This is a genomic window from Nostoc sp. MS1, assembly GCF_019976755.1.
Taxonomy (GTDB): domain Bacteria; phylum Cyanobacteriota; class Cyanobacteriia; order Cyanobacteriales; family Nostocaceae; genus Trichormus.
In genome coordinates this window covers 2,251,811-2,273,743 of record NZ_AP023441.1, presented here as the reverse complement: position 1 = coordinate 2,273,743, position 21,933 = coordinate 2,251,811, and the positions used below count along the sequence as shown (strand labels likewise).

22 protein-coding genes are annotated in these 21,933 nt (G+C 40.2%); 16 read left to right on the top strand and 6 right to left on the bottom strand.

Annotation, left to right across the window (positions count from 1 at the left end):
• Positions 1–147 precede the first annotated feature (147 nt).
• The 3 genes from NSMS1_RS09915 to NSMS1_RS09905 all read left to right on the top strand — a co-directional run bounded on the left by NSMS1_RS09915 (position 148) and on the right by NSMS1_RS09905 (position 1,860).
• Complete coding sequence (locus NSMS1_RS09915) at positions 148–597, top strand: phosphate-starvation-inducible PsiE family protein (RefSeq protein ID WP_224092844.1); 450 nt, start codon at positions 148–150, stop codon at positions 595–597.
• Positions 598–644: 47 nt separating this feature from the next.
• Complete coding sequence (locus tag NSMS1_RS09910; protein ID WP_224092842.1) at positions 645–1,106, top strand: nitrate reductase associated protein; 462 nt, start codon at positions 645–647, stop codon at positions 1,104–1,106.
• A gap of 154 nt (positions 1,107–1,260) precedes the next feature.
• Positions 1,261–1,860, top strand: coding sequence for a DJ-1/PfpI family protein (locus NSMS1_RS09905; RefSeq protein WP_224092840.1), 600 nt, complete (start codon positions 1,261–1,263; stop codon positions 1,858–1,860).
• A 130-nt stretch (positions 1,861–1,990) separates the two neighbouring features.
• Here the strand turns inward: NSMS1_RS09905 and NSMS1_RS09900 are convergent, their stop codons facing one another.
• The gene (locus NSMS1_RS09900; RefSeq protein WP_224092839.1) at positions 1,991–2,542 is read right to left on the bottom strand and encodes a ferritin-like domain-containing protein; all 552 of its coding nucleotides are present in this window, start codon (positions 2,540–2,542) and stop codon (positions 1,991–1,993) included.
• A 223-nt stretch (positions 2,543–2,765) separates the two neighbouring features.
• Here NSMS1_RS09900 and NSMS1_RS09895 point away from each other — a divergent pair, with 223 nt between their 5' ends.
• From NSMS1_RS09895 to NSMS1_RS09880, 4 genes are all read left to right on the top strand, one after another.
• Positions 2,766–3,449, top strand: a complete 684-nt coding sequence (locus NSMS1_RS09895; protein WP_224092838.1) for a HEAT repeat domain-containing protein — start codon at positions 2,766–2,768, stop codon at positions 3,447–3,449.
• Positions 3,450–3,620: 171 nt separating this feature from the next.
• Entirely contained in the window at positions 3,621–4,187 is a 567-nt protein-coding gene (locus NSMS1_RS09890) for a phycobiliprotein lyase (RefSeq protein ID WP_224092837.1), read from the top strand.
• Between the two features lie 16 nt (positions 4,188–4,203).
• Positions 4,204–4,374 (top strand): hypothetical protein, encoded by a 171-nt coding sequence (locus NSMS1_RS09885; RefSeq protein ID WP_224092836.1) that lies wholly within the window; start codon positions 4,204–4,206, stop codon positions 4,372–4,374.
• A complete protein-coding gene (locus NSMS1_RS09880; protein WP_224092835.1) occupies positions 4,337–5,977 on the top strand; it encodes a tetratricopeptide repeat protein in 1,641 nt (546 codons plus the stop codon). Before NSMS1_RS09885 ends, NSMS1_RS09880 begins: the two co-directional genes overlap by 38 nt.
• Positions 5,978–6,220: 243 nt before the next feature.
• Here NSMS1_RS09880 and NSMS1_RS09875 read toward each other — a convergent pair whose 3' ends face one another.
• Positions 6,221–6,724: a hypothetical protein gene (locus tag NSMS1_RS09875; RefSeq protein ID WP_224092834.1), complete on the bottom strand. Its 504-nt coding sequence runs from the start codon at positions 6,722–6,724 to the stop codon at positions 6,221–6,223.
• A gap of 113 nt (positions 6,725–6,837) precedes the next feature.
• Here NSMS1_RS09875 and NSMS1_RS09870 point away from each other — a divergent pair, with 113 nt between their 5' ends.
• Both NSMS1_RS09870 and NSMS1_RS09865 read left to right on the top strand, forming a co-directional pair.
• Positions 6,838–7,167 carry a hypothetical protein gene (locus NSMS1_RS09870; protein ID WP_224092833.1) on the top strand — a complete coding sequence of 110 codons (330 nt, stop codon included), beginning with the start codon at positions 6,838–6,840 and terminating at the stop codon, positions 7,165–7,167.
• A gap of 219 nt (positions 7,168–7,386) precedes the next feature.
• The gene (locus tag NSMS1_RS09865) at positions 7,387–11,550 is read left to right on the top strand and encodes a HEAT repeat domain-containing protein (RefSeq protein ID WP_224092832.1); all 4,164 of its coding nucleotides are present in this window, start codon (positions 7,387–7,389) and stop codon (positions 11,548–11,550) included.
• Positions 11,551–11,664: 114 nt separating this feature from the next.
• Here NSMS1_RS09865 and NSMS1_RS09860 read toward each other — a convergent pair whose 3' ends face one another.
• Complete coding sequence (locus NSMS1_RS09860) at positions 11,665–13,227, bottom strand: phytoene desaturase family protein (RefSeq protein WP_224092831.1); 1,563 nt, start codon at positions 13,225–13,227, stop codon at positions 11,665–11,667.
• A gap of 1,070 nt (positions 13,228–14,297) precedes the next feature.
• On the opposite strand from NSMS1_RS09860, the gene NSMS1_RS09855 reads away from it, so the two are divergent.
• Positions 14,298–14,681 (top strand): hypothetical protein, encoded by a 384-nt coding sequence (locus NSMS1_RS09855; protein ID WP_224092829.1) that lies wholly within the window; start codon positions 14,298–14,300, stop codon positions 14,679–14,681.
• Between the two features lie 124 nt (positions 14,682–14,805).
• Here NSMS1_RS09855 and ilvN read toward each other — a convergent pair whose 3' ends face one another.
• A complete protein-coding gene (gene ilvN / locus NSMS1_RS09850) occupies positions 14,806–15,327 on the bottom strand; it encodes an acetolactate synthase small subunit (RefSeq protein WP_224095187.1) in 522 nt (173 codons plus the stop codon).
• A 319-nt stretch (positions 15,328–15,646) separates the two neighbouring features.
• On the opposite strand from ilvN, the gene NSMS1_RS09845 reads away from it, so the two are divergent.
• Complete coding sequence (locus NSMS1_RS09845; protein WP_224092827.1) at positions 15,647–16,006, top strand: BON domain-containing protein; 360 nt, start codon at positions 15,647–15,649, stop codon at positions 16,004–16,006.
• A gap of 13 nt (positions 16,007–16,019) precedes the next feature.
• Here NSMS1_RS09845 and NSMS1_RS09840 read toward each other — a convergent pair whose 3' ends face one another.
• Positions 16,020–16,952: an alpha/beta fold hydrolase gene (locus NSMS1_RS09840; protein WP_224092825.1), complete on the bottom strand. Its 933-nt coding sequence runs from the start codon at positions 16,950–16,952 to the stop codon at positions 16,020–16,022.
• A 213-nt stretch (positions 16,953–17,165) separates the two neighbouring features.
• Here NSMS1_RS09840 and rpsO point away from each other — a divergent pair, with 213 nt between their 5' ends.
• The 5 genes from rpsO (at position 17,166) to ylqF (ending at position 20,810) form a co-directional block, all read left to right on the top strand.
• Positions 17,166–17,435 carry a 30S ribosomal protein S15 gene (gene rpsO, locus NSMS1_RS09835; RefSeq protein WP_067763439.1) on the top strand — a complete coding sequence of 90 codons (270 nt, stop codon included), beginning with the start codon at positions 17,166–17,168 and terminating at the stop codon, positions 17,433–17,435.
• Positions 17,436–17,447: 12 nt separating this feature from the next.
• Entirely contained in the window at positions 17,448–17,918 is a 471-nt protein-coding gene (locus NSMS1_RS09830; RefSeq protein ID WP_224092823.1) for a PAM68 family protein, read from the top strand.
• Positions 17,919–18,243: 325 nt separating this feature from the next.
• Positions 18,244–19,305 (top strand): 3-deoxy-7-phosphoheptulonate synthase, encoded by a 1,062-nt coding sequence (gene aroF / locus NSMS1_RS09825; protein ID WP_224092822.1) that lies wholly within the window; start codon positions 18,244–18,246, stop codon positions 19,303–19,305.
• 166 nt (positions 19,306–19,471) lie between these two features.
• Positions 19,472–19,888 carry a VOC family protein gene (locus NSMS1_RS09820; RefSeq protein WP_224092820.1) on the top strand — a complete coding sequence of 139 codons (417 nt, stop codon included), beginning with the start codon at positions 19,472–19,474 and terminating at the stop codon, positions 19,886–19,888.
• A gap of 40 nt (positions 19,889–19,928) precedes the next feature.
• The gene (ylqF, locus tag NSMS1_RS09815) at positions 19,929–20,810 is read left to right on the top strand and encodes a ribosome biogenesis GTPase YlqF (protein WP_224092818.1); all 882 of its coding nucleotides are present in this window, start codon (positions 19,929–19,931) and stop codon (positions 20,808–20,810) included.
• 153 nt (positions 20,811–20,963) lie between these two features.
• On the opposite strand, the gene NSMS1_RS09810 is transcribed toward ylqF, so the two are convergent.
• Positions 20,964–21,644 carry a PEP-CTERM sorting domain-containing protein gene (locus tag NSMS1_RS09810; RefSeq protein ID WP_224092817.1) on the bottom strand — a complete coding sequence of 227 codons (681 nt, stop codon included), beginning with the start codon at positions 21,642–21,644 and terminating at the stop codon, positions 20,964–20,966.
• Positions 21,645–21,933: the final 289 nt, after the last annotated feature.

The window sequence follows — 21,933 nt, the reverse complement described above, 5'->3', positions numbered from 1 at the left end:
TGTTTAACTAAAACCTTTACATAACTAAACATAAAAACAAATAACGAAATAATTATTTCGTCATAGTAATATCAATGAATCCTATAGATTAATCTAGAGGATTTTTATTTTGGGTTATAAAGCTTACTGAGAACTGGGGTGCAGGTTATGAAAAGGTTAATTAGGCAACTTTTTGGTTGGACAAAAGACGAAAACTTCATGCACGCCATTGAAAATGTAGAGGTGATAGTCTCTAAAGTTCTTTCTATTTTCATGGTGCTTGTAATTTTAGTGGCGATCGTTGATTTAGGAACTTTTATCGTTAAAGAAGTTTTTACTGTCCCATACGGAAAAATCAACACTACTTTATTTAAGGTTTTTGGTTTATTTTTAAATATTTTAATCGCTTTAGAAATTTTAGAAAATATTACTGCTTACCTGAAAAAACACGTTTTTCAGGTTGAATTAGTAATTGTTACTTCTTTAATAGCTGTTGCCAGAAAAATTATTATACTTGACTTAGAAAAAGTAAAAGGTCTTGATATTATTGGTTTGGGTGTAGCTATTTTAGCTCTTTCAATTAGTTATTTAATAATTCGTTCTAGTAACTCTAGGTAATAAAATATAGAAAGTATTAATTAAAATATAATTTTAAGTTCTAAACTATGACTGTTTTTTTTAAATTTGAAGCCGACTTTGTTGATTCTCTACGCTGCATACCTATGCAGGTACGTTATAAACTAGATACCTGTGGTATTAAGTTAAAATTATCTGATTGGAATCATATGACTCAAGTTGAACGAGGGGCTTTAGTCAAATTACCTTGCTCTACAGTAACAGAAATTCAAGCTTACCAGGAATATCTCCAGCAATTAATTATCAAAAATACTGGCACACCACCTACAAATTTACCCATCGAACCTGAGCCAGCTTGGTTAAACTCTAGCACTGTACCAGATAGTATTCAGGATAAAGCTCAAGAAATAGGTCTAACTATTACTTTGTCGCAGTGGGCAAACTTAACAACCCTACAACGTTTTGCCTTGATTAAACTCAGCCGTTCTGGACACGAAAACCATAATTTTCCCAAAGCGATCGCAGAATTTAATTTAGTCAATAGTCATTAGTCCATAGTCAAAAGTTATTTGGCTCGACTCTTACCCTTGATGTGTAAAAATTTACGAATTACTCTGGTTTCAGATAGACTATTTGAATAACATTTAGTTGAATTGCTGATGTATTAAATACTGATAATTTACAATTAAAAAAGGATAGAAGTATATGACTGGGAAGAAAATCTTGTTTCTTGTTGGGGACTATGTAGAAGATTACGAGGTAATGGTTCCTTTTCAAGCTTTGCAAATGGTAGGACATACAGTCCATGCAGTTTGTCCAGATAAGCAGGCTGGTGACAAAATTCGCACAGCAGTTCACGATTTTGAGGGAGACCAGACTTATAGTGAAAAACCCGGTCATAACTTTACCCTAAACGCTACATTTGCAGAAGTTAAACCGGAAGATTACGATGCTTTAGTTGTCCCTGGTGGACGCGCACCCGAATATATCCGCCTCAATCAAAAGGTATTAGACATTACTCGCCATTTTGCCCAAGCTAATAAGCCGATTGCTGCTATTTGTCACGGTTTACAACTTTTGGCGGCGGCGGACGTATTACGTGGCAAGAGTTGTACTGCTTATCCTGCTTGTGGCCCAGATGTGCGGAGTGCGGGTGGAAATTATGTACAAATTCCTGTAGATGAAGCTATTGTTGATGGTAATTTAGTCACCGCACCAGCTTGGCCTGCTCATCCTCGTTGGTTAGCAGAATTTTTGAAAGTATTAGGAACAAGGATAGAGCATCAAGAAGTAGTTAGGGTCTAATCAAACTGAGACGCTGAAAAACAAAACCCCGTTAAATAAGCGGGGTTTTATTTACATCAATATTGCAGTATTGCAGTGCTGCCATAGGATGTAATCTTAAAGTCTTTCCTTACGTTTACCTAGCATTACACTAGCGAGATTTAGCAGCCTTGGAACTACCGGCTGACTGTGCTTCTTGAATTAACTGCGGCAGATGTTGTTCAATTTTTTGGGCGGTTTGCTCTTCCTGCTGCAAGTTTTGCCTTAGTAAATTTACTACTTCATGCTGTCCCATCTGCTCTGCCGCTCGAATCAAACCACGATAGCAGGCAATTTCTAACTGTTCCACTTTAGCTTGACTACCCGCTAATCCCAGGCTGAGAATTTGGGGATTTTCGGAAGCTAACAGCATTAGTTTTTGACCATCACTTACCAGTCCAGCCGCAGCATCACAAGTAACCCGCAATGGTTGTTTTCCCAAAGTTTGGAATACTTGTTCTAAATTCCGAATTTGCTGTTCTGTTTCGCGGATGTGAGTTTCAAGCAAAGACCTAAGTTGACTATTTTGACAACACTGCAACATTGTCTGCTGGGCTTCCCAGAAACGATTTTCAGCATCATACATAGCACCAACTTCGTAGATTAATTTTTCTTGTAAGTTGGTGATTCTGGTAGTCCCTGGACGTTCGCTTAGTTGAACCATCGTTCTTCTCCTGAACTTCGGTTTGTCCCTTCTACCCTATATTCGTCAGTTGAGGCTTCCGTCATACTTTAGGTACAACTGATTGTTAATTCTACATGTGAAGAAAAATACATATTATTTTACTTGGGCGGTAAATACTCTACTTCAATTCCTGAACACTATACAAACCAAGATGAGACATCAGGTAAAGTAAAGTAAAGATAGCTTAAAAATGTGCTAACCCATGACTGTTTCACAATTGCAGGAAATTTCTACTCAGTTAGAAAGTCCAAATTTACGCGATCGCATGGTAGCTCTCGCTAATTTGCGAAATGTGCCGGCTGAAGATGCTGTACCTCTAATTAAAAAGGTATTGGGCGACGAATCTTTGCAGCTGCGATCGATGGCAATATTTGCGCTAGGCATCAAGCAGACAGACGAATGTTATGCGATTTTGACGGAAATACTGCAAAATGACCCAGATTATGGAATTAGGGCTGATGCTGCTGGTGCTTTAGGGTATTTAGGTGATAATAGAGCCTTAGAAATTCTGTCACGAGCATTTTATGAGGACACCGATTGGCTAGTCCGCTTTAGCGCTGCTGTTTCTCTTGGTAATCTCAAAGATTTACGCGCCCGCCAAGTCTTGCTGCAAGCATTAGATAGCAAGGAAGAAGTCATACAACAAGCAGCCATCTCTGCTTTAGGAGAAATTAAAGCGATTGAGTCGGTTGATAGTATTCTACGCTTTGCCCAATCAGAAGATTGGTTAGTTAGACAACGGCTGGCTGAAGCTTTGACTAATCTTCCCACAGCTAAAAGTTTATCAGCGTTGAAATACTTAGAAAAAGACAATCATCCCAATGTTGCGGAAGCTGCAAGAATTGGTGTTAAACGGCTTGAGGAAATGGGTACTGAAGGTCAATAGGTTTTTCCAGATTTAACCTGCATAGCATGGGCGCTTATGTTGCTCACCCCACAAGAGGTTGAGAAAATCTAAATAAACAAATTAAAACAACATTAGCCTATCAAGTCCCATGCTAGCTTTTAATAATAATAAGTGGCATTTTGAGAATTTAGCCTCAGGGTAATTTCAGTTATGAATATTGAAGAATTTTTTGAATTGAGTGCAGGCAAGTGGTTTTCTCATCGTACCAGCCATCATTTAGCCTTTAAGCAATCTGAAGATGGCAAATCTGATCTGGTAATTGAGACACTACCAGCAGATCACCCAGAGGTAATCAAACTGTGCGAATTGTATGAAGTACCCGCTAGTGCTGCTTCCTGCGGTGCAAGAGTTAGCTGGAACGGCACAATGGAATGGGATGAAGAAAAACATACAGGATCTACGGTATTAGTGACTGTACCAGATACCGATAATCCCAAAGAAGGTAGACTATTGCGGGAAATGGGTTATGCCGAGAAAGCGCCTGTTGCTGGACGTTACAAGATGGGTGATGATGGCGCTTTAACTCTCACTACCGAGTATGAGACTATGTGGTCTGAGGAACGTTTATGGTTTGCTAGCCCCAATTTACGGATGCGAGTCAGTGTCTTAAAGCGGTTTGGCGGTTTTAGCATGGCTTCTTTTACCTCCGAGATTCGCATGGGTGGTAGTCCGGCTGCGGCGCAAGCTGCGGAGGCTGCTAATTCTGCGTCGAGTTAGGCTTAATCAGTGAACAGTGAACAGTTATCAGGGAATGTTAACTAACTGTTCACTGACAAACTTATTTTTGAATTTTGAATTGTTAATCCCTAGTTGGCAACATCGGGATAAAATAAGACAATCTCATCAAGAAATCCGCAAAACTATAAATGGACTGGATTACGCTACTGCGATCGCTACAGTCTGATTTTATTAAGAGGTTATCGTCTGGTTGTCTATTGCATTGCGAAATAGAAGGTCAATATAGTGAGTTAACAGTTATCTCTGGCGAAAGGTTAAAAACTCTTCGGAACTTTTGCTGGCAGATGGCTGAGAAATATAAGCGGGTTTCTCCTGTGCGTGATGTTTTTATTAGCTACCTCAAGGGGAAATTGGGTGAGGAAGTTGTCAAAGAACGTTTAGCTGATTTAATTACAGAAGTCGATTACGAGAAACGAATTGGTGGCGATGGCAAGATAGATTTTACTCTAACGGCTAACCCGGCGATTGGTATTGAAGTAAAATCGCGTCACGGCAATATTGATAGGGTAAGATGGTCAATTAGTGCCGAGGAAGTAGAAAAAAATGCAGTGGTAGTTTGCATTTTTATTCAAGAAGATGTTAACGAAGCACAATCGGCATATCATTTATTATTAGCTGGGTTTTTGCCTACGCAAATGATCAAATTGAAGACTGGAAAAATATCATTTGGGATAGAGCAATTACTTTATGGTGGTGGTTTATGGGGATATTTAGAAAACTTGCAAGCGTCTGTAATTAATCATCATTTCCAGCAAGCACAGCCAATTTACCAGTACGAACCGCAACCTTCATTATCAACTAAAATAAATAAAAACTACTCTATTCAACCAGCCTTTACTAATACTAAAAATATTTTATCTTATCCACAGCAAGAAGAAGTAAACTCAGATTATACAAAAATTGGTGATGAGTGTTTTGCTAAAGGAGAATATACTGCATCTATTAATAATTACACTCAAGCTTTACAACTAAATAAATATGATGCAGAACTGTATTATAAACGGGGGTTAGCTTATTACCAGTTGGGGGATTATGAGCAAGCGATCGCCGATTATTCTCAAGCTATAAATATTAATCTCCACGATGCCAAATCTTACCATAAACGGGGTTTAGCTCTATCACAACTCGCAGCTTATGAAGCGGCAATTGAAGATTACACCCAAGCAATTAGAATCAATCCCCATGCTGCTGTGGTTTATCGCAACCGAGCAGAGGCACGCTCTCATTTAGGTGATAATCAAGGAGCGATTGAAGACTACACCCAGGCAATTAAAATTAATCCCCAATATGCAGATATCTACAAAAGTCGGGGAATATCCCGTTATTTATTAGGCACACAATCAGGATTTACCCAGACAATTAAAATTAATCCTCATGATGCCAACGCTTACAAAAATCGCGGTAATGCTCGTGCCGATATTGGCGATTATGTAGGAGCAATTGAAGATTATACCCAGGCAATCCAAATTAATCCCCATGCTGCCGATGCTTATTATAACCGTGGTAACGCACGTTATGATTTAGGGGATGAAGAAGGAGCGATCGCAGATTACACCCAAGCAATTCAAATTAATTCCAATTACGCTGACGCTTATTATAACCGTGGTAATGTGCGCTCAGAAATAAAAGATAAACAAGCTGCGATCGCCGACTTCCAAAAAGCAGCAGAGATATATCGGCAAGAAGGTAAATTAGAAGCTCTTAAAGATACAAGAGAAAGAATTTTAGAATTAGAAATAGAAGAATCTATTGATATTTTAAATTTTTAAAATAGGTTTTTATTCTTCTCTGCGGTTTATTTGTATCAAACTTTAGCCACAAAGTTTTATCACTAGCAAAAAGTCAGGATTTGGCAGCGAATATTAGCGAATTAATTGACAAACCAGTCAATCACGGGAAAATCTCAAAACTAAACATGAAAGTGGTATTTTCCACATTCCCTATTCCCTACTTTCCACTCCCCACTTTCAAGCCAGTAGTGATGTTCAAGGACAATTAAATTAGCAAGTTTCCTACTTCCAAATAATAGGCGCAATCACTGCCATGACCAAGAGAAAAGCTATTTCTAAAACGTAGCTGATAAAGACACTACGATTTAATAGTCCGTCCCAAAGATAACCTTTACGTTTGGGGTTGGTGTTGCGTTTATGGGTTTGCGACCAACTGGTGTAGATAGCAGGGGCTTTTAACTGATATGTATTGGTGAGAATAAACTCAATTTGGTTAACGCGGGGATAGAAACCACGCTGAAAGTGTTTCCATTGACTTTCAAGAACCCAAAAAAATAGAGGAATTGTGCAACCAATGAGGGCGATCGCGCTGGCGTTGGTTTTTTGCTGTAACATTAATGCTAAAACACCACCAGTCCCAGTAATTCCTAGTGCTTTGATTACCCAAATTTGCTTGTTGTAGTCTTCGATAGTATTTTGTAGAAAGAAATATTCCTGCTTCAGTAAGTCTAATTCATACTCGCTGAGGGGTTGGGCTTGGGTTTCCGTTGGTAATGGGTTAGACATTGATGATGGTAGAGTTCACTGAGATGAAATTAACATAATTTTAATTTGTAATTCAGAAGAAATAGAAAGCCCCAAAGGTTGGTTTTATCTGTGTAGAGAGGATTTATAGTCATTTGGGGCTAACAGACGAGGAAAAAATACTCGTTGACGGAGTTCTGATACTCGATGACGAGGAAAAAATACTCTTTGACGAAGTTCTGATACTTGACGACGAAGAAAAAATACTCGTTGACGGAGTTCTGATACTCGACGACGAAGAAAAAATACTCGTTGACGAAGTTCTGATACTTGACGACGAAAAAAAAATACTCGTTGACGGAGGTCTAATACTCGACAATGAGGAAAAAATACTCGCCGACGAAGTTCTGATACTCAACGACGAAGAAAAAATACTCGTTGACGGAGTTCTGATACTCGACGATGAGGTTCAGAACCTCACTTGAGAACATTTAAACTCAAATAATTCATACCGTTTCTACAACGTCTCTACATCAATATATTTGGTGTAACTTCATAGAAAATTAGTATTAGTTACAATTTGAATCAGTAAATCAAACTAAGCCTTAAAATACAAATAACTTGAAAATCAGCCATAGTAAAATAACCTTGCCCTTTCCCTTTGCCTCCATCCTCACAATCAGCATCTCCCAATTCTGCACAGCATGATTAACTGGAATAACTACCTCGAATCGCTATGTAATGATTATGACCAATGGTGGAATGTTTACACGCTGACCGATGTAGTGGGACAAGAGCGAATTGAGCAGAAGCGATCGCACCTACTCTTAGATTTTATGGTGCAGACGGTACAATCTGCCAAGGAAGACAGGAGCGAAGTCGAGGAGAAAGTTGAGCGTTTAGATGTACTGGCAGGGTTGCGGAAGTATGCTCAAGAACACGTCTTGCTAGTAGGGCGGCCTGGTTCGGGAAAATCAACGGCGTTGTTGCGGTTGTTGCTGGAAGAAACGAAAAAGGTAAGATCCCCCCTCAATCCCCCCTTACAAAGGGGGGAAGCCAAATCTTCAAAACCCCCCTTTTTAAGGGGGGTAGGGGGGATCATCCCCATCCTAGTAGAGTTACGCTATCACAAAACCTCAGTCCTAGACTTGGTTCGGGATTTCTTGAAACGCCATCGCCTACTACTGGAGACTGCAACCATAGAACAACTGCTGTTTGACGGGCAATTTTTGCTGCTAGTAGATGGGATTAACGAATTACCCTCAGAAGCAGCGCGACGAGATTTATATAAATTCCGGCAAGACTACCAAAAAACCACGCCCATGATATTCACCACGCGGGATTTAGGCGTGGGGGGTGATTTGGGTATTACTAAGAAGCTGGAAATGCAACCCCTGACAGCAGAACAGATGCAGCAGTTTGTCCGCGCCTATTTGCCACCACAACAGGGTGAGCAGATGTTGCAGAACTTAGGCGACAGGTTGCGGGAGTTTGGGGAAACGCCGTTGCTGTTGTGGATGCTGTGTTCATTGTTTCAAGCTACAGGAGACATCCCGCCGAATTTGGGTTTAGTGTTCCGCCACTTTACCCAAAGCTATGAAGTTAAATTGTGCCAAGGTATTCCAGTTACAGATGAGTCTCGGCGGTGGTGGTTCTCATTATTAAAACATTTGGCATTCTCCATGACCAAAGGGGATAAGCTGACAGAATTGAATGTCGCTATACCCAAGTCAGAAGCCGAGGAAGTTTTAACCCAGTTTTTGCGAGATGAGCAATTTGATAAACCACGCGACAGAGCTTTAAACTGGCTGCAAGACTTACTCAACCATCACTTAATTCAACTTGGGGCAAATGACCAAATTGAATTTCGCCACCAACTAATTCAGGAATATTACACCGCCGAATGTTTGCTCAAGCAGTTACCAAACCTTAATGATGACTGTCTTCAGCGAGAGTATTTGAATTACTTGAAATGGACTGAACCCCTGAAATTAATGCTGGAATTGGTGGATGATGAAGCGCAGGCGGCGCGAGTGGTGAAGTTAGCCTTAGAGGTAGATTGGCAGTTAGGAGCAAAGTTAGCAGGTGCAGTAAAGCCAGAGTTACAACAGCCGACAATTAATTTAGTTGCTGAGTTAGGAATTCCTCTACTATTTAAAATCCAGCTTTTAGGTTTAACAAAATCTTACCAAGCCGTTTCTCATCTCAATAAGTTACTAGAAAATGAAGACTCCTCTGTGCGTGATAGTGCGGCATCTGCCCTGGGAGAAATCAAATCAGAAGCAGCGATTCCTGGGCTAATTAAGTTACTAGAAGATGAAGACTCAGATGTGCGTGATAGTGCGGCATCTGCCCTGGGAGAAATCAAATCAGAAGCAGCGATTCCTGGGCTAATTAAGTTACTAGAAGATGAAGACTCAGATGTGCGTTATAGTGCGGCATATGCCCTGAGAGAAATCAAATCAGATGCGGCGATTCCTAGGCTAATTCAATTACTAGAACATGAAGACTTCTCTGTGCGTTCTAGTGCGGCATCTGCCCTGGGAGAAATCAAATCAGAAGCGGCGATTCCTGGGCTAATTCAATTACTAGAACATGACGAGCCTGTATGGGCTAGTGCGGCAATTGCCCTGGGAAAAATCAAATCAGATGCGGCGATTCCTGGACTAATTCAATTGCTAAAAAATGAAAATTGGAGTATACGTTATAATGCGGCATCTGCTCTGGAAAAGATCAAATCAGAAGCAGCGATCCCTGGGCTAATTAAGTTACTAGAAGATGAAGAATCCTCTGTGCGTAGGAGTGCGGCAGATGCCCTGGGAGAAATCAAATCAGATGCGGCGATTCCTGGGCTAATTAAGTTACTAGAAGATGAAGACTCCTCTGTGCGTTATAGTGCGGCATCTGCCCTGGGAGAAATCAAATCAGATGCGGCGATTCCTGGGCTAATTCAATTACTAGAAGATGAAGAATCCTCTGTGCGTTATAGTGCGGCATCTGCCCTGGGAGAAATCAAATTAGATGCAGCGATTCCTGGGCTAATTAAGTTACTAGAAGATGAAGACTCATATGTGCGTTCTAGTGCGGCATCTGCCCTGGTAAAAATCAAATCAGATGCAGCGATTCCTGGGCTAATTAAGTTATTAGAAGATGAAGACTCATATGTGCGTGATAGTGCGGCATCTGCCCTGGTAAAAATCAAATCAGATGCAGCGATTCCTGGGCTAATTAAGTTACTAGAAGATGAAGAATCCTCTGTGCGTAGGAGTGCGGCAGATGCCCTGGGAGAAATCAAATCAGATGCGGCGATCCCTGGGCTAATTAAGTTACTAGAAGATGAAGAATCCTCTGTGCGTAGGAGTGCGGCATCTGCCCTGGGAGAAATCAAATCAGATGCGGCGATTCCTGGGCTAATTAAGTTACTAGAAGATGAAGACTCCTCTGTGCGTGATAGTGCGGCATCTGCCCTGGGAGAAATCAAATCAGATGCAGCGATTCCTGGGCTAATTAAGTTACTAGAAGATGAAGACTCCTCTGTGCGTGATAGTGCGGCATCTGCCCTGGGAGAAATCAAATCAGATGCAGCGATTCCTGGGCTAATTAAGTTACTAGAAGATGAAGACTTCGCTGTGCGTAGGAGTGCGGCAGATGCCCTGGGACAAATCAAATCAGAAGCAGCTTTAGATAAACTTACAAAGCTGCTGGAAGATGAAAAATTTGTAGCAGCAAATAATGGAGATACGCTGCGTTATGCACTACAAGCATTGGAAGCAATACAAGAAAACTGTCAATACTATAGATGCCTCACTGAACCAAAACCCCAACTATATCTTCCCCCATCCCAGCCAATCAAAACTTCCCTAATGCACATCCTCCACCTCTCAGACTTGCACTTCGGCACACCTGACCAAGCCCTACGCTGGTCTAATCAACTGGCAATGGATTTGCAAGACGATCTCCATATCCGTCACCTTGATGCCCTCATTCTCTCCGGCGACATCGCCAACAAATCCACCCCCGACGAATACGCAGCAGCCCAACAATTCCTACACAACTTCTGCAAAGATTTCAAACTCCAACTTGAGCAAAGTATCATCGTTCCGGGTAATCATGACCTCAACTGGGAACTTGCAGAAGACGCTTACCAATTAATTGACCGTAAAAAGTATAAGGGAGAACTGAAAGAAGGTGAATATATTGAAGAAAGTGCCAGTGTCATTCGCCTGCGAGAGGAAGAAAAATACAAACAACGCTTTGAAAACTTCTGCAACTTCTACCAAACCATCAAAAACCAACCCTATCCCCTAGACTATGACCAACAATTCACCCTAGACCATTTCCCCAACCAAAACCTACTCATACTAGGGTTAAACTCGGCTTGGCAATTGGATCATCATTACAAATCCCGTGCCAGCATTAACATGAATGCACTCACCAAAGCCCTCACAGAAATTCGCAGCAACCAAAAATATAAAAACTGCCTCAAAATAGCAGTATGGCATCATCCTTTAAATAGTGCCTGGGACGATCGCATTAAAGATCATGGTTTTATGGAACAGTTAGCACAAGCAAACTTCCGTTTTGCTGTTCATGGTCATATACACAAAGCTGAAAACAGCCTTTACAAATACGATATGAGTGCAAGTGGACGTAAGCTGGATATCATTTGTGCAGGAACCTTCGGCGCACCCACAAAGGAACTTAACCCTGGTTATCCCTGGCAATACAACCTACTAAAGTTTGAAGACAAAAAACTGACTGTATATACTCGTCGCCGCGAAGAACTCAACGGCACTTGGAAACCCGATGCAAGATGGCTCATGGGTGCAGGACAAAATCCATTACCTTACTACGAATTTCAGCTATAGCTATGATAAGGCGCTGCACTGCCCACCCTACTACTCTGTGCCTCTGTGACTCTGTGGTTACAAATACATACCACGGAGACACAGAGACACAGAGAAAAATTAAGGGTTTTATCTTCACTTCACCGCAACCAACCGCGTAGATGCAGTGGTTTTCCTCCGCACAGTCTCCCCCGTCAACAACTCGACAACATCCATCCCATTACCAATAACACCAGGAACACTAGGATACCCAGCACTTGCACCCACCAAAAACAAGTTAGGTAATTCTGTCTTATACCCTATGCGATTTAACCCAACTTGCCTGGGTACTAACTTCGCCCCATATATATTACCCTGCGGTTGTCCTAGATAATATTCGCTAGTTGTAGGTGTGCCGTAAACTTTCATCCTGACGTAATGATCAACATCTGGGACTATATCCCGCACACTGTTCATAATTTGCTGGTACACCTCTCGCTTTTTGGCTTTATAAGCAGCAGAGTCATTTGTATACAGGTGTGCAAAAGGTTCATAAGGACAGACAGTAGCAATTTCCAAAACATGATGTCCGGGTGGAGCCATCCCTGGTTGATCTGATTTCAGTGTTGGACAGGAAAGGAAAATCCACGGGTTGCTAAAGTCACCTTGCAATTGTTGCTGATATTCTCTATTTAAGTCTCCGGTGGGATAATACCAAATATTCCAGTTACCAATGCCGTAACGTTGGGGTTCAAAGCGTTCATCTAAACCTAAGTAAATATTAAAAGCACTAGCTGAGTATTCATAACCAGTTAGCCGTTGTCTTTCTTTGGCGCTGATGGCTTCCCCATCGTGCATTAACTCTACTGTTAATTTAGGATCGAGGTCACTAATATAGGCTTTGGTAGCACGGTAAATTTTACCATCGGCCATTACAGTATGTACTTTGCCACCACTGACTTGAATATGCTGAACTGTAGTAGCATAAGCAATTACGCCACCACCTGCGGTAATCGTTTCGACAATGGTATCAACTAGGTGCTTGAAGTGATATTTAGGATAATAAGCACCTTCAGAATAGTCCCAAACTAGGGACGTGTGGGTAAGTAAGGCAATTTCTGCGGGTGGTAGTCCGTAGTCGCCACTTTGTCCAGCAAGTACAGCTTGGAGTTTGGGCGATAATCCGACATAGTTATACAAATCTTGCAGAGTCCAATTCCGCTTCTTAAAAAGATTAAAATATCTGGGTAACTTTAACCAGTCAGACCATTTTTGGTCAAACCAGCGTACTTCCCGCCCTAAATTACGGATTTCTTGATGGAGTTGCTGAATTTCATTACAGTAGCGGTTAATAGCATTGCTTTCTTCGGGGAAGTTACTTAGTAACCTGTATCGGAGACTTTCCCAGCCTAAAGGGATTCTAAAATCGGCTGTTGGTGTGATTACGCGATCTATGCAGTCTGGATCAAGACTATTAAAGGGGATATCTTGATCAATATAGTTGAGAAATTGTGCAATTGTCTGACCAGAACCACACTGAGAAATATAATGTACATCCGCACAAAAATTGTATTCGCCATACTCAAAAGTATGACAGCAACCACCGGGTAAATAATGTTTCTCCAAAACTGCTACATTATATCCCTGCTTAGTTAAACAAGCAGCCGTTGCTAATCCACCTAAGCCTGCTCCCAGAATTACATAATCAAAGATTTCCATCTTCCCCTCCTGAAATCTTGATTGCTCTTGATTTCACTGATGTTTTTTATCTTTTAGGCTTTTTGTTGTTATGCGAATGCTGTTTTTGCAGTTTTCACTAAATCTCGTTGAAAAACCGGAATAATTTTAAATTGCAGAGTCCTATTCTGGTATGTATGCTTGATCTTAACTGCTTATACAAGTGCTACAAGCATATGAAATCTATATACAATTAATTATAAAAATAACAATGAATAAAGTACAAGTTTAGTCCAAATTTTTAAAACTTTAGTTTTTGTTTATGTCTGTTTGCGTAGTATTCTGACAGGATACCTCTGAATACAAATATTGATTTATTTATGTATTTTGCCAAAATTTGATTGTGAATTATAGTTGCGATCGCTCAATTTAAGTCTTACTGTCCTAGTAGTATAATGCACTCCTAAATTCTTAACAGTATCTTAGCTTAGACTTATATCGTTAGTTAACTAATGCAACATTTTAGACCTATTATGCTATAAGGTATGTTAAACCAAAGCTAATACCCATCACTCAGCTACAAAATCTTGGTTTATGTATATCACAGAGCTTTTATCAGGAGGTTTAGGGAGATAAATCTGTGTCCACAATTACAAACAACTTATTTTTGAATAAATATCTAAATAAAAATCAAAATCTATCGTTTTTATATCTAAAATCTAATGATCTTTAATAAAAGTATAAAATTTATTTAATACAACGTATATAAAATATTTTTTAATAAGTTTGATTATAAATAGACGTTGACAAAAATAATTTCTTAAAATATACCTTTAGATATACCTTATCAAAACATTAAGCAAAACTATCGGCAGAGATAGAGAAAACTATATTTTGTTAAACATATAATTAAGGTGATTAAAAGTTCTTCATTACTTAGCCTGACACCTATGCTAATACTTTATAAGTATAGGGATTAAAAATATAACCTTGAATACAAATTAAGTTTCTATTACTAAAGCAGTAATTTAGTTTAGTAATAAATATTATGTTAGCTCAAGTTAAACTCGCCAATAAAAAGAAAATGCTATATGTTAGCAAGGGTCAATCATATGTTATCTGAGGTAAAGAATCAATCTAAAATTATAAATACGAGTAATAATCAAATTACTCATACAGAAACTCAGCAACAAAACACTCATTCAAATCATATAAATTTTCCTGATCTGGCTATATCTTTAACTCCTGTAGGACTAGTTTTTAGCTGGGTAATATTTTTTGTAATTTTACGAAAAGTTCGTTCAATTATAGAAAATAAAATGGTTTTTACAGTTAAAGGCTCACATCAATTGCCCTGTAAAAACTGCCAGTTTTATTCTCATAATCATTATTTGAAGTGTGCGGTACAGCCTTGTGTTGTCATGACTGAGGAAGCTAAAAGCTGTTCTGAATATCTACCGAAGAAAGACAATATTGATTCTAAACATTTTTTCTAGACAGATAAAAAAGTGAAGGGAAGCTTTAACTAATGACTAATGACTAATGACGAACAACACCCAAAGCAAAATAGACATAAAAATTCCCAGTCCAATGACTGGGAACAAGTGAAGTAACTCAATCTTACGAAACCTTAGCTTCCAATGATTTAAGTAACTCAGTATTAACCCCAGATTCACGAGTAAGGGCAATTTTACCAGTACGGGCAATTTCCCTAATACCAAACTTTTGTAGTACCTGGACGATCGCCACCATCTTACCAGGGTCGCCGACAACTTCCAAAGTCAAGGAATCTTCCGCCACATCAACTACTCGCGCTCGGAAAATTTGCGCTAGTCCGATGACTTCTGAACGGTTAGAGCTTGTCGCGTTCACTTTGACGAGCATCAATTCTCGCTCCACGCAGGGAGTTTCTGTTATATCCTGTACTTTGAGAACGTTTACCAGCTTGTATAGTTGCTTAGTGAGTTGTTCAATCACGCGATCGTCACCAGGTACAACCATTGTAATGCGGGAAACACCGCCCTCCTCCCCCGAACCAACAGCCAGGCTTTCTATATTAAAGCCACGACGAGCGAATAAACTAGCAATGCGGGACAGAACCCCCGCTTCATCTTCTACGAGAACTGAAAGAGTATGTTTCATCTTTGCCAAAACAGGCTCAGATAGCATTTAACTAACGCAAATATTAGTTAACTGCCATCCTACACGTACTGCTTACTAGGTGAATAAATTATAAGTCGTATAGCTTATTTTAAACTTAAGACCTGCATTTTTGTTAGTTGTCATTGGTCATTAGTCAACTGTCAACTGTCAACTGTCAATTGTCAATTGTCAAACAAAGCAAATCAATCTAAAAGTAGAAGGCATTTAGAGGAAATATCTTTTGGAGGACAGATGTAAAATACCTGTCAAAATTTTATCTTAAGAATATTGTAAACCTTGAATCAGGAGAACCGCATTTATGGGTTGGTTAAAAAGACTTTTTGGCATGGAAAAACCTCAAAATGCTCAAGTAAATCCTGCGCCACAAGTAGCACAAGCTTCTACAAATGCACCTACCGCTACTCAATCAATTCCCCCAGAACGCTTAGGATTGAATGGAGAATATGACCAAAGTGGTTTAGCAAAGCGGGTAGCATTGGCGTTTGACCAAGACCAACAACTTGATGATGTAGATACCCTTTGGGTTGCTCAAACTGGTAGCACCGTAGTTTTAAAAGGCAAAGTTCCCAGCCAAGATATTCTGAATAAAATGATTTCTGTAGCACGTTCTGTCAGTGGTGCTACATCTGTTGATACCAATCAAGTAACTATTGGTTAAATTGTCAGATTGATCATTTCTGGGAGATAACTAAATTTTGGGAATCTCCCAAGGATTTTTCCATCCAATTTAAAATTGCTTGATTTACTTGCTCTGGACATTCATCATGAGGACAATGCCCTACATCCTCTAGATTGAGCAATTCTAACTTTTCGTTATATTGGGCGAATTGTTTAGCCAACACGGGTGGAACAAATCTGTCCTTCTGCCCCCAAATTAACAACATAGGGATTGTTAGTTTTGGTAATAGAGCTTTGACACTAGGACTAAAGTTAACAGCGATCGCCGCTTTAAACAAGGCGCTAAAGGCACGGGCTGATCCCCTATCTTGAGGAGGCCCGGCTAAAATATCTATCAATTCATCAGTGATAGCTGCGGGATTAGCATAAGCAAGACTAGCCCAACGACGTAAAACACTGGGACGGCGGACAAAATAGAACACAGGCTTTAAAAATATTGGAGAAGCAACAATATTTTTAATTCCCCTAACTACGGGTCGCAAAAAGGGCGGAATCATTTCCTGCTCCAGTGATGGATCTGGTAAACTCATCATCACAATTCCCTTCACCATTTCTGGATGAGCCGCCGCCGCCGCCAAAGAAATTAGAGAACCATTAGAATTTCCTATCAATACTACTGGTTGACGGACAAAAGCCTGCCAAAAATCGTAAACTTGCTCTACCCAAAGTTCAATACTGTAATTTGCTGGAGCTTTCTGTGAACCCCCAAAGCCAAGCATATCCAACGCATAGACAGTATGAGATTCGCCTAAAACCTCTAAATTATGCCGCCAATGCCCAATAGAAGCACCAAACCCATGTAGTAAAATCAGAGGGGTTTTCACTTTGTCATTTTGACTCGCGCGAATATAGGTGTAACGAGTCCGCCACCCCCGCCAAATCCAATCCCGTTGATTACCAACCCTTTCCTGCCAGTGTACCGTCATGGACTCCCCGTTTTTCTGCAATTTTAGGTTCTTATTTTCCATCTTAATCAAGTAAAACTAGGGATGAAGCTTTCAATTTTCAAGATGTGGGGTTAAAAAATAGGTATTCTCTTGCCCAGTCCTTACGTCCCAACATTTACCACACAACTTGATGGCTGTGATATGATGAGAGACTGCTGCATACATTTAGAACGAATATAAATTGAATCAATCATGGCTCTGACGCAACAGCGCAAACAAGAAATAATTAATAACTTCCAGGTTCATGGAACTGACACCGGTTCTACCGATGTCCAAATCGCTATGCTAACCGAGCGCATCAACCGCCTCAGTGAGCATTTACAAGCTAATAAAAAAGACCATTCTTCCCGCCGGGGTTTGTTAAAACTTATTGGTCATCGCAAGCGCCTTCTCGCTTACTTGCAACAAGAAAGTCGGGAAAAATATCAAGCCTTGATTAGTCGTCTTGGTATTCGTGGATAGGGACTACTGTTTATGCCTGCCGAAGAATCTGAACGCAGTCGTTTGCCTTTTGAACCGAAAAAAAAGCGCCAAAAACCTGCAAAAGCTCCAAGTAAGCCAGCAGTACAGTTAAAAGAAACTGAAACATCAGATAACAAGCAGCGAATGTACACTAAACAGGAGATGGCAATTCCTGAAGTGGTCAGCCAAAGAATGATTCGGCGCGTAGCTGCATTCTGCGGTATACCTACAGCTTTGGGTATTACTACCCTAGTTGTTAGCTATTTGCTTGCTATTTATTCTCACATCCAACTACCTCCCATCGCTGTTTTATTGGTGAATATGGGATTTTTTGGTTTGGGTGTGTTGGGAATAACCTATGGTGTTCTATCTGCCTCTTGGGATGTGGAAAGAGAGGGTAGTATTTTAGGTTTAGGTGAACTTAGTACTAACTGGGGACGCATGGTAGAAGGTTGGCGCGAAACGCGGCAAAAAAAGGCGTGAAAAACGGCGCTCAAGTGTTCAGATAACTTTCTTGTTGGGTAAGTGTTGGAGTCAATGTTGAAGTTTATATTTGCATAACTTCAACATTACTAAGTGATGACTATCAAGCACTTAACCCAATAGGTAGTAACAAAGGCACTGAGCGCTTCTGTTTTTTATACTATAAATACTTATTATAAATCATTGGTAAGGTCAGCAATTAACATGTAAGAGGCAAATCAATTCAAAATTGAAGAATTGGTTACTCCCGACTCAGCACTCCCTACTCAGCAATCTTTAAAGTCGATGGGCTGAAAACTAATCATTATTAATTAAGGATTTTTATATGATAGTAGTGATGAAAGTTGGTTCCCCGGAAGTGGAAATCAACCGTATTAGTGAAGAACTAACTAATTGGGGACTGACACCAGAAAAAATTATCGGTAAACACAAAGTAGTAATTGGTTTAGTAGGAGAAACCGCCGATTTAGATCCCCTACAAATCCAAGAAGTTAGCCCTTGGATTGAGCAAGTATTACGGGTAGAACTCCCTTATAAACGAGCTAGTCGCCAATATCGTCACGGTGAAGCTTCGGAAGTAATTGTCAATACACCAGATGGCCCAGTTATCTTTGGTGAACATCATCCTCTAGTAGTGGTTGCTGGCCCCTGTTCCGTCGAAAATGAGGAAATGATCATTGAAACGGCGCAGCGCGTCAAGGCATCGGGAGCCAAGTTTTTGCGCGGTGGTGCATATAAGCCTCGTACTTCCCCTTACGCCTTTCAAGGACACGGCGAAAGTGCATTGGAATTGTTGACAAAGGCACGAGAAGCTAGCGGCTTGGGCATTATTACCGAAGTAATGGACGCGGCGGAACTGGACATTATCACAGAAGTCGCTGATGTCATCCAGGTAGGCGCAAGAAATATGCAGAATTTCTCTCTGCTGAAAAAAGTAGGAGCGCAACCCAAACCAGTGCTTTTAAAGCGGGGTATGGCTGCAACTATCGAAGATTGGTTAATGGCAGCCGAGTATATTCTAGCTGCTGGCAACCCCAACGTAATTTTATGCGAACGGGGTATTCGGACTTTTGACCGTCAATATACACGTAATACTCTAGATTTATCTGTCGTACCAGTATTACGGAAATTAACTCACCTACCCATTATGATTGATCCCAGTCATGGTACAGGTTGGGCCGAGTTTGTGCCATCAATGGCTATGGCAGCGATCGCAGCTGGTAGCGATTCCCTGATGATAGAAGTACACCCCAATCCTAAAAAAGCCCTATCCGACGGGCCACAATCCCTGACACCAGAGCGTTTCGACAACCTAATGCAAGAGTTAGCCGTCATCGGCAAAGCAGTAGGACGCTGGCCACAACCAATGGCTTTATCACAAAATTAGGAATAAGTCAATTATTTGAGTAACAACAAGAAGGAGTGTTTAGCACGCTAGATACTCCTTTTGCTTTAGGAAGGGAGTGGGGAGTGGGGGAAGATGAGGGAGATGTAGCTTGCTTCCCGCAGGGTGGGAGAATAACTATTGACTGTGGACTAATGACTAATGACTAATGACTATTAACTACACAACCGCATTGATAACTCTGGCAACAGTCAATATTGATAAATTGGTAAATTTTTATACTAACATTTTAGGACAACAGCCAATAAATAATATCCCGAATGTGTATGCTGAGTTTAATCTTGCTGGGATGCGGTTAGGAATTTTTAAACCTAAACAAACTCACGAATATGAATTTCAAAATGCGGCTAAAAGTAAGGTAAGTTTATGTTTAGAGGTAAGTAACTTAGAAAGTGCGATCGCACATATTACGAATTTAGGTTATCCCCCACCAGGAGAAATTGCGATCGCCTCCCACGGTAGAGAAATTTATGCCTACGACCCAGACGGCAACCGTCTGATTTTACATCAAGCTAGTACAGATAATAATTACGAAGGCAAGAAGCAGGAGCCAGGAGAAGAGTAACAACTGTTAACTGTCAACTGTCAACTGTCAACTAACAACTATGGGCTTAACTGATAACTACAAATTAAACTTAATTCAATGGTATCCGGGGCATATTGCCAAGGCGGAAAAGAATCTCAAGGAACAGCTATCGCGGGTAGATGTGGTATTTGAGGTTAGGGACGCACGGATTCCTTTGGCTACTCATCATCCACAAATAGATGAGTGGGTGGGAAGTAAGACGCGAATTTTGGTAATCAATCGCTTGGATATGATACCTGCACCAGTGCGATCGCAGTGGGTAAATTATTTTCAAAACCGTGACGAAACACCCCTCTTTACCAATGCACAACATGGTCAAGGTGTAGTGGCGGTGGCAAAAGCTGCGCAAGCTGCTGGTGTAGAATTAAATCAAAGAAGACGCGATCGGGGAATGTTACCTCGTCCGGTGCGTGCTGTGGTGATTGGCTTTCCTAACGTTGGCAAATCAGCTTTGATTAATCGCTTGTTAAATAAGCGAGTCGTAGAAAGTGCTGCCCGTCCTGGGGTGACACGTCAGCTACGTTGGGTAAGAATTTCTGACCAGTTGGAACTATTAGATGCTCCCGGTGTAATTCCTGGTAGGTTAGGCAATCAAGAAGCAGCCGTCAAACTAGCCATTTGTGATGATATTGGTCAAGCAGCTTACGACAACCAGCTAGTAGCAGCAGCAATGGTAGATTTACTCACTTCTCTTGAAGAACAAGCTGGTGAGTTACTACCAAAATCGCCTCTATACTCACGTTATGAACTTGACCCTATACCCCACACAGGAGTAGGTTATTTACACGCCTTAGCAGAACATCGTTTCAAGGGTGATGTAGAAAGAACTGCTAGGCAATTGTTAACAGATTATCGCAAAGGTTTATTAGGAACCCTGCCTTTAGAGTTACCACCGAAGTAAATTTGGATGAACAAAATAATTAGCCACAATCACAATTAATAATCATTTCTATTGAGTAATAAATAATTGTCAATTGTCAATTGTTAACTGTCCATTGATTATCCCACCTGGAAATTTAACTTCTAGGCGGGATATGAGTTGAAACACAAATCTTCAAATTGTAGGGACTTTTAACTTTTGAGTGTAATGTTTTCTGATTCTCAAACTTGCTGCAACAACACCAATACCAATTAAAGTTGTAGCTGTTGTTGGTTCAGGAACTTCCCGTGGAGTCTGCAAGTTGAAATTAAGTTTAGCCAATCCCCTGCTAGACCCTGTTGGATCAAACGGATCTTCCTGGGTAAAATTTATTGTACCTGTAGCGTTTTTAAATATACCTTCTCCATCATAAATAGTTATAGTACCACCACCTCTAATAGTACCTTCTGAAGGATTAATTTCAGCGCTATCACTAGCTCTACCAAATAATTTATTTTCTCCATTACCATAGTAAACATCAAAAAGTTTTGGTTCATTTAGTAAACCAAATACGCTAGGATCTGAGTTAAATTTATACTTGATGATTGGGGGATCGCTAGGCTGAAGTTGACCGTAAGTATTGCTAGTAAAAAAATCTAAACCATAAGGAGCAGGTGTGGTACTATCACCTGTAATATTTGCTCTGACAATGTTTAGGTCTGGTCTATAGTCGAAATTTAACTTAACTGATGTATAGTAGTCAACACTGAATTGATAGTTATTAGTATTCTCTGCTTTTGCAGATTGTAAATTTGTCCCTAAACCGAATAAAGTTAACGTTACAGGAACAAGCCAGCCGCTACGTGAACCAAACATAATTGTCCTTTTTTGTTCGGTAGAGATGAATAAAATTTGCCAAGTGTATTAGGAAATGACAGAGTTTTAAGGAACTGTTACAAAGTATCTTAAATTTAATTTTTTACTATATCAATGATTTATTAATTGATATTAAATGAATTATTTTTAGATAATTGCAATAAATTTGGTAAGTCTGAGGAGTAAAAAGTATGATAATTAGACTAAAATGTTGGATTAAAGTTAGAAAAAATTGAACGCAGATAAACGCAGATGATTAAGGTTTATATTTTTTACTAATGCACAACTT

Coding starts and splice junctions, on each gene's coding strand:
- NSMS1_RS09915 (WP_224092844.1), top strand. CDS start 148: ATGAAAAGGTTAATTAGGCAACTTTTTGGTTGGACAAAAGACGAAAAC.
- NSMS1_RS09910 (WP_224092842.1), top strand. CDS start 645: ATGACTGTTTTTTTTAAATTTGAAGCCGACTTTGTTGATTCTCTACGC.
- NSMS1_RS09905 (WP_224092840.1), top strand. CDS start 1,261: ATGACTGGGAAGAAAATCTTGTTTCTTGTTGGGGACTATGTAGAAGAT.
- NSMS1_RS09900 (WP_224092839.1), bottom strand. CDS start 2,542: ATGGTTCAACTAAGCGAACGTCCAGGGACTACCAGAATCACCAACTTA.
- NSMS1_RS09895 (WP_224092838.1), top strand. CDS start 2,766: ATGACTGTTTCACAATTGCAGGAAATTTCTACTCAGTTAGAAAGTCCA.
- NSMS1_RS09890 (WP_224092837.1), top strand. CDS start 3,621: ATGAATATTGAAGAATTTTTTGAATTGAGTGCAGGCAAGTGGTTTTCT.
- NSMS1_RS09880 (WP_224092835.1), top strand. CDS start 4,337: ATGGACTGGATTACGCTACTGCGATCGCTACAGTCTGATTTTATTAAG.
- NSMS1_RS09875 (WP_224092834.1), bottom strand. CDS start 6,724: ATGTCTAACCCATTACCAACGGAAACCCAAGCCCAACCCCTCAGCGAG.
- NSMS1_RS09865 (WP_224092832.1), top strand. CDS start 7,387: ATGATTAACTGGAATAACTACCTCGAATCGCTATGTAATGATTATGAC.
- NSMS1_RS09860 (WP_224092831.1), bottom strand. CDS start 13,227: ATGGAAATCTTTGATTATGTAATTCTGGGAGCAGGCTTAGGTGGATTA.
- NSMS1_RS09855 (WP_224092829.1), top strand. CDS start 14,298: ATGTTATCTGAGGTAAAGAATCAATCTAAAATTATAAATACGAGTAAT.
- ilvN (WP_224095187.1), bottom strand. CDS start 15,327: ATGAAACATACTCTTTCAGTTCTCGTAGAAGATGAAGCGGGGGTTCTG.
- NSMS1_RS09845 (WP_224092827.1), top strand. CDS start 15,647: ATGGGTTGGTTAAAAAGACTTTTTGGCATGGAAAAACCTCAAAATGCT.
- NSMS1_RS09840 (WP_224092825.1), bottom strand. CDS start 16,952: ATGACGGTACACTGGCAGGAAAGGGTTGGTAATCAACGGGATTGGATT.
- rpsO (WP_067763439.1), top strand. CDS start 17,166: ATGGCTCTGACGCAACAGCGCAAACAAGAAATAATTAATAACTTCCAG.
- NSMS1_RS09830 (WP_224092823.1), top strand. CDS start 17,448: ATGCCTGCCGAAGAATCTGAACGCAGTCGTTTGCCTTTTGAACCGAAA.
- aroF (WP_224092822.1), top strand. CDS start 18,244: ATGATAGTAGTGATGAAAGTTGGTTCCCCGGAAGTGGAAATCAACCGT.
- NSMS1_RS09820 (WP_224092820.1), top strand. CDS start 19,472: ATGACTATTAACTACACAACCGCATTGATAACTCTGGCAACAGTCAAT.
- ylqF (WP_224092818.1), top strand. CDS start 19,929: ATGGGCTTAACTGATAACTACAAATTAAACTTAATTCAATGGTATCCG.
- NSMS1_RS09810 (WP_224092817.1), bottom strand. CDS start 21,644: ATGTTTGGTTCACGTAGCGGCTGGCTTGTTCCTGTAACGTTAACTTTA.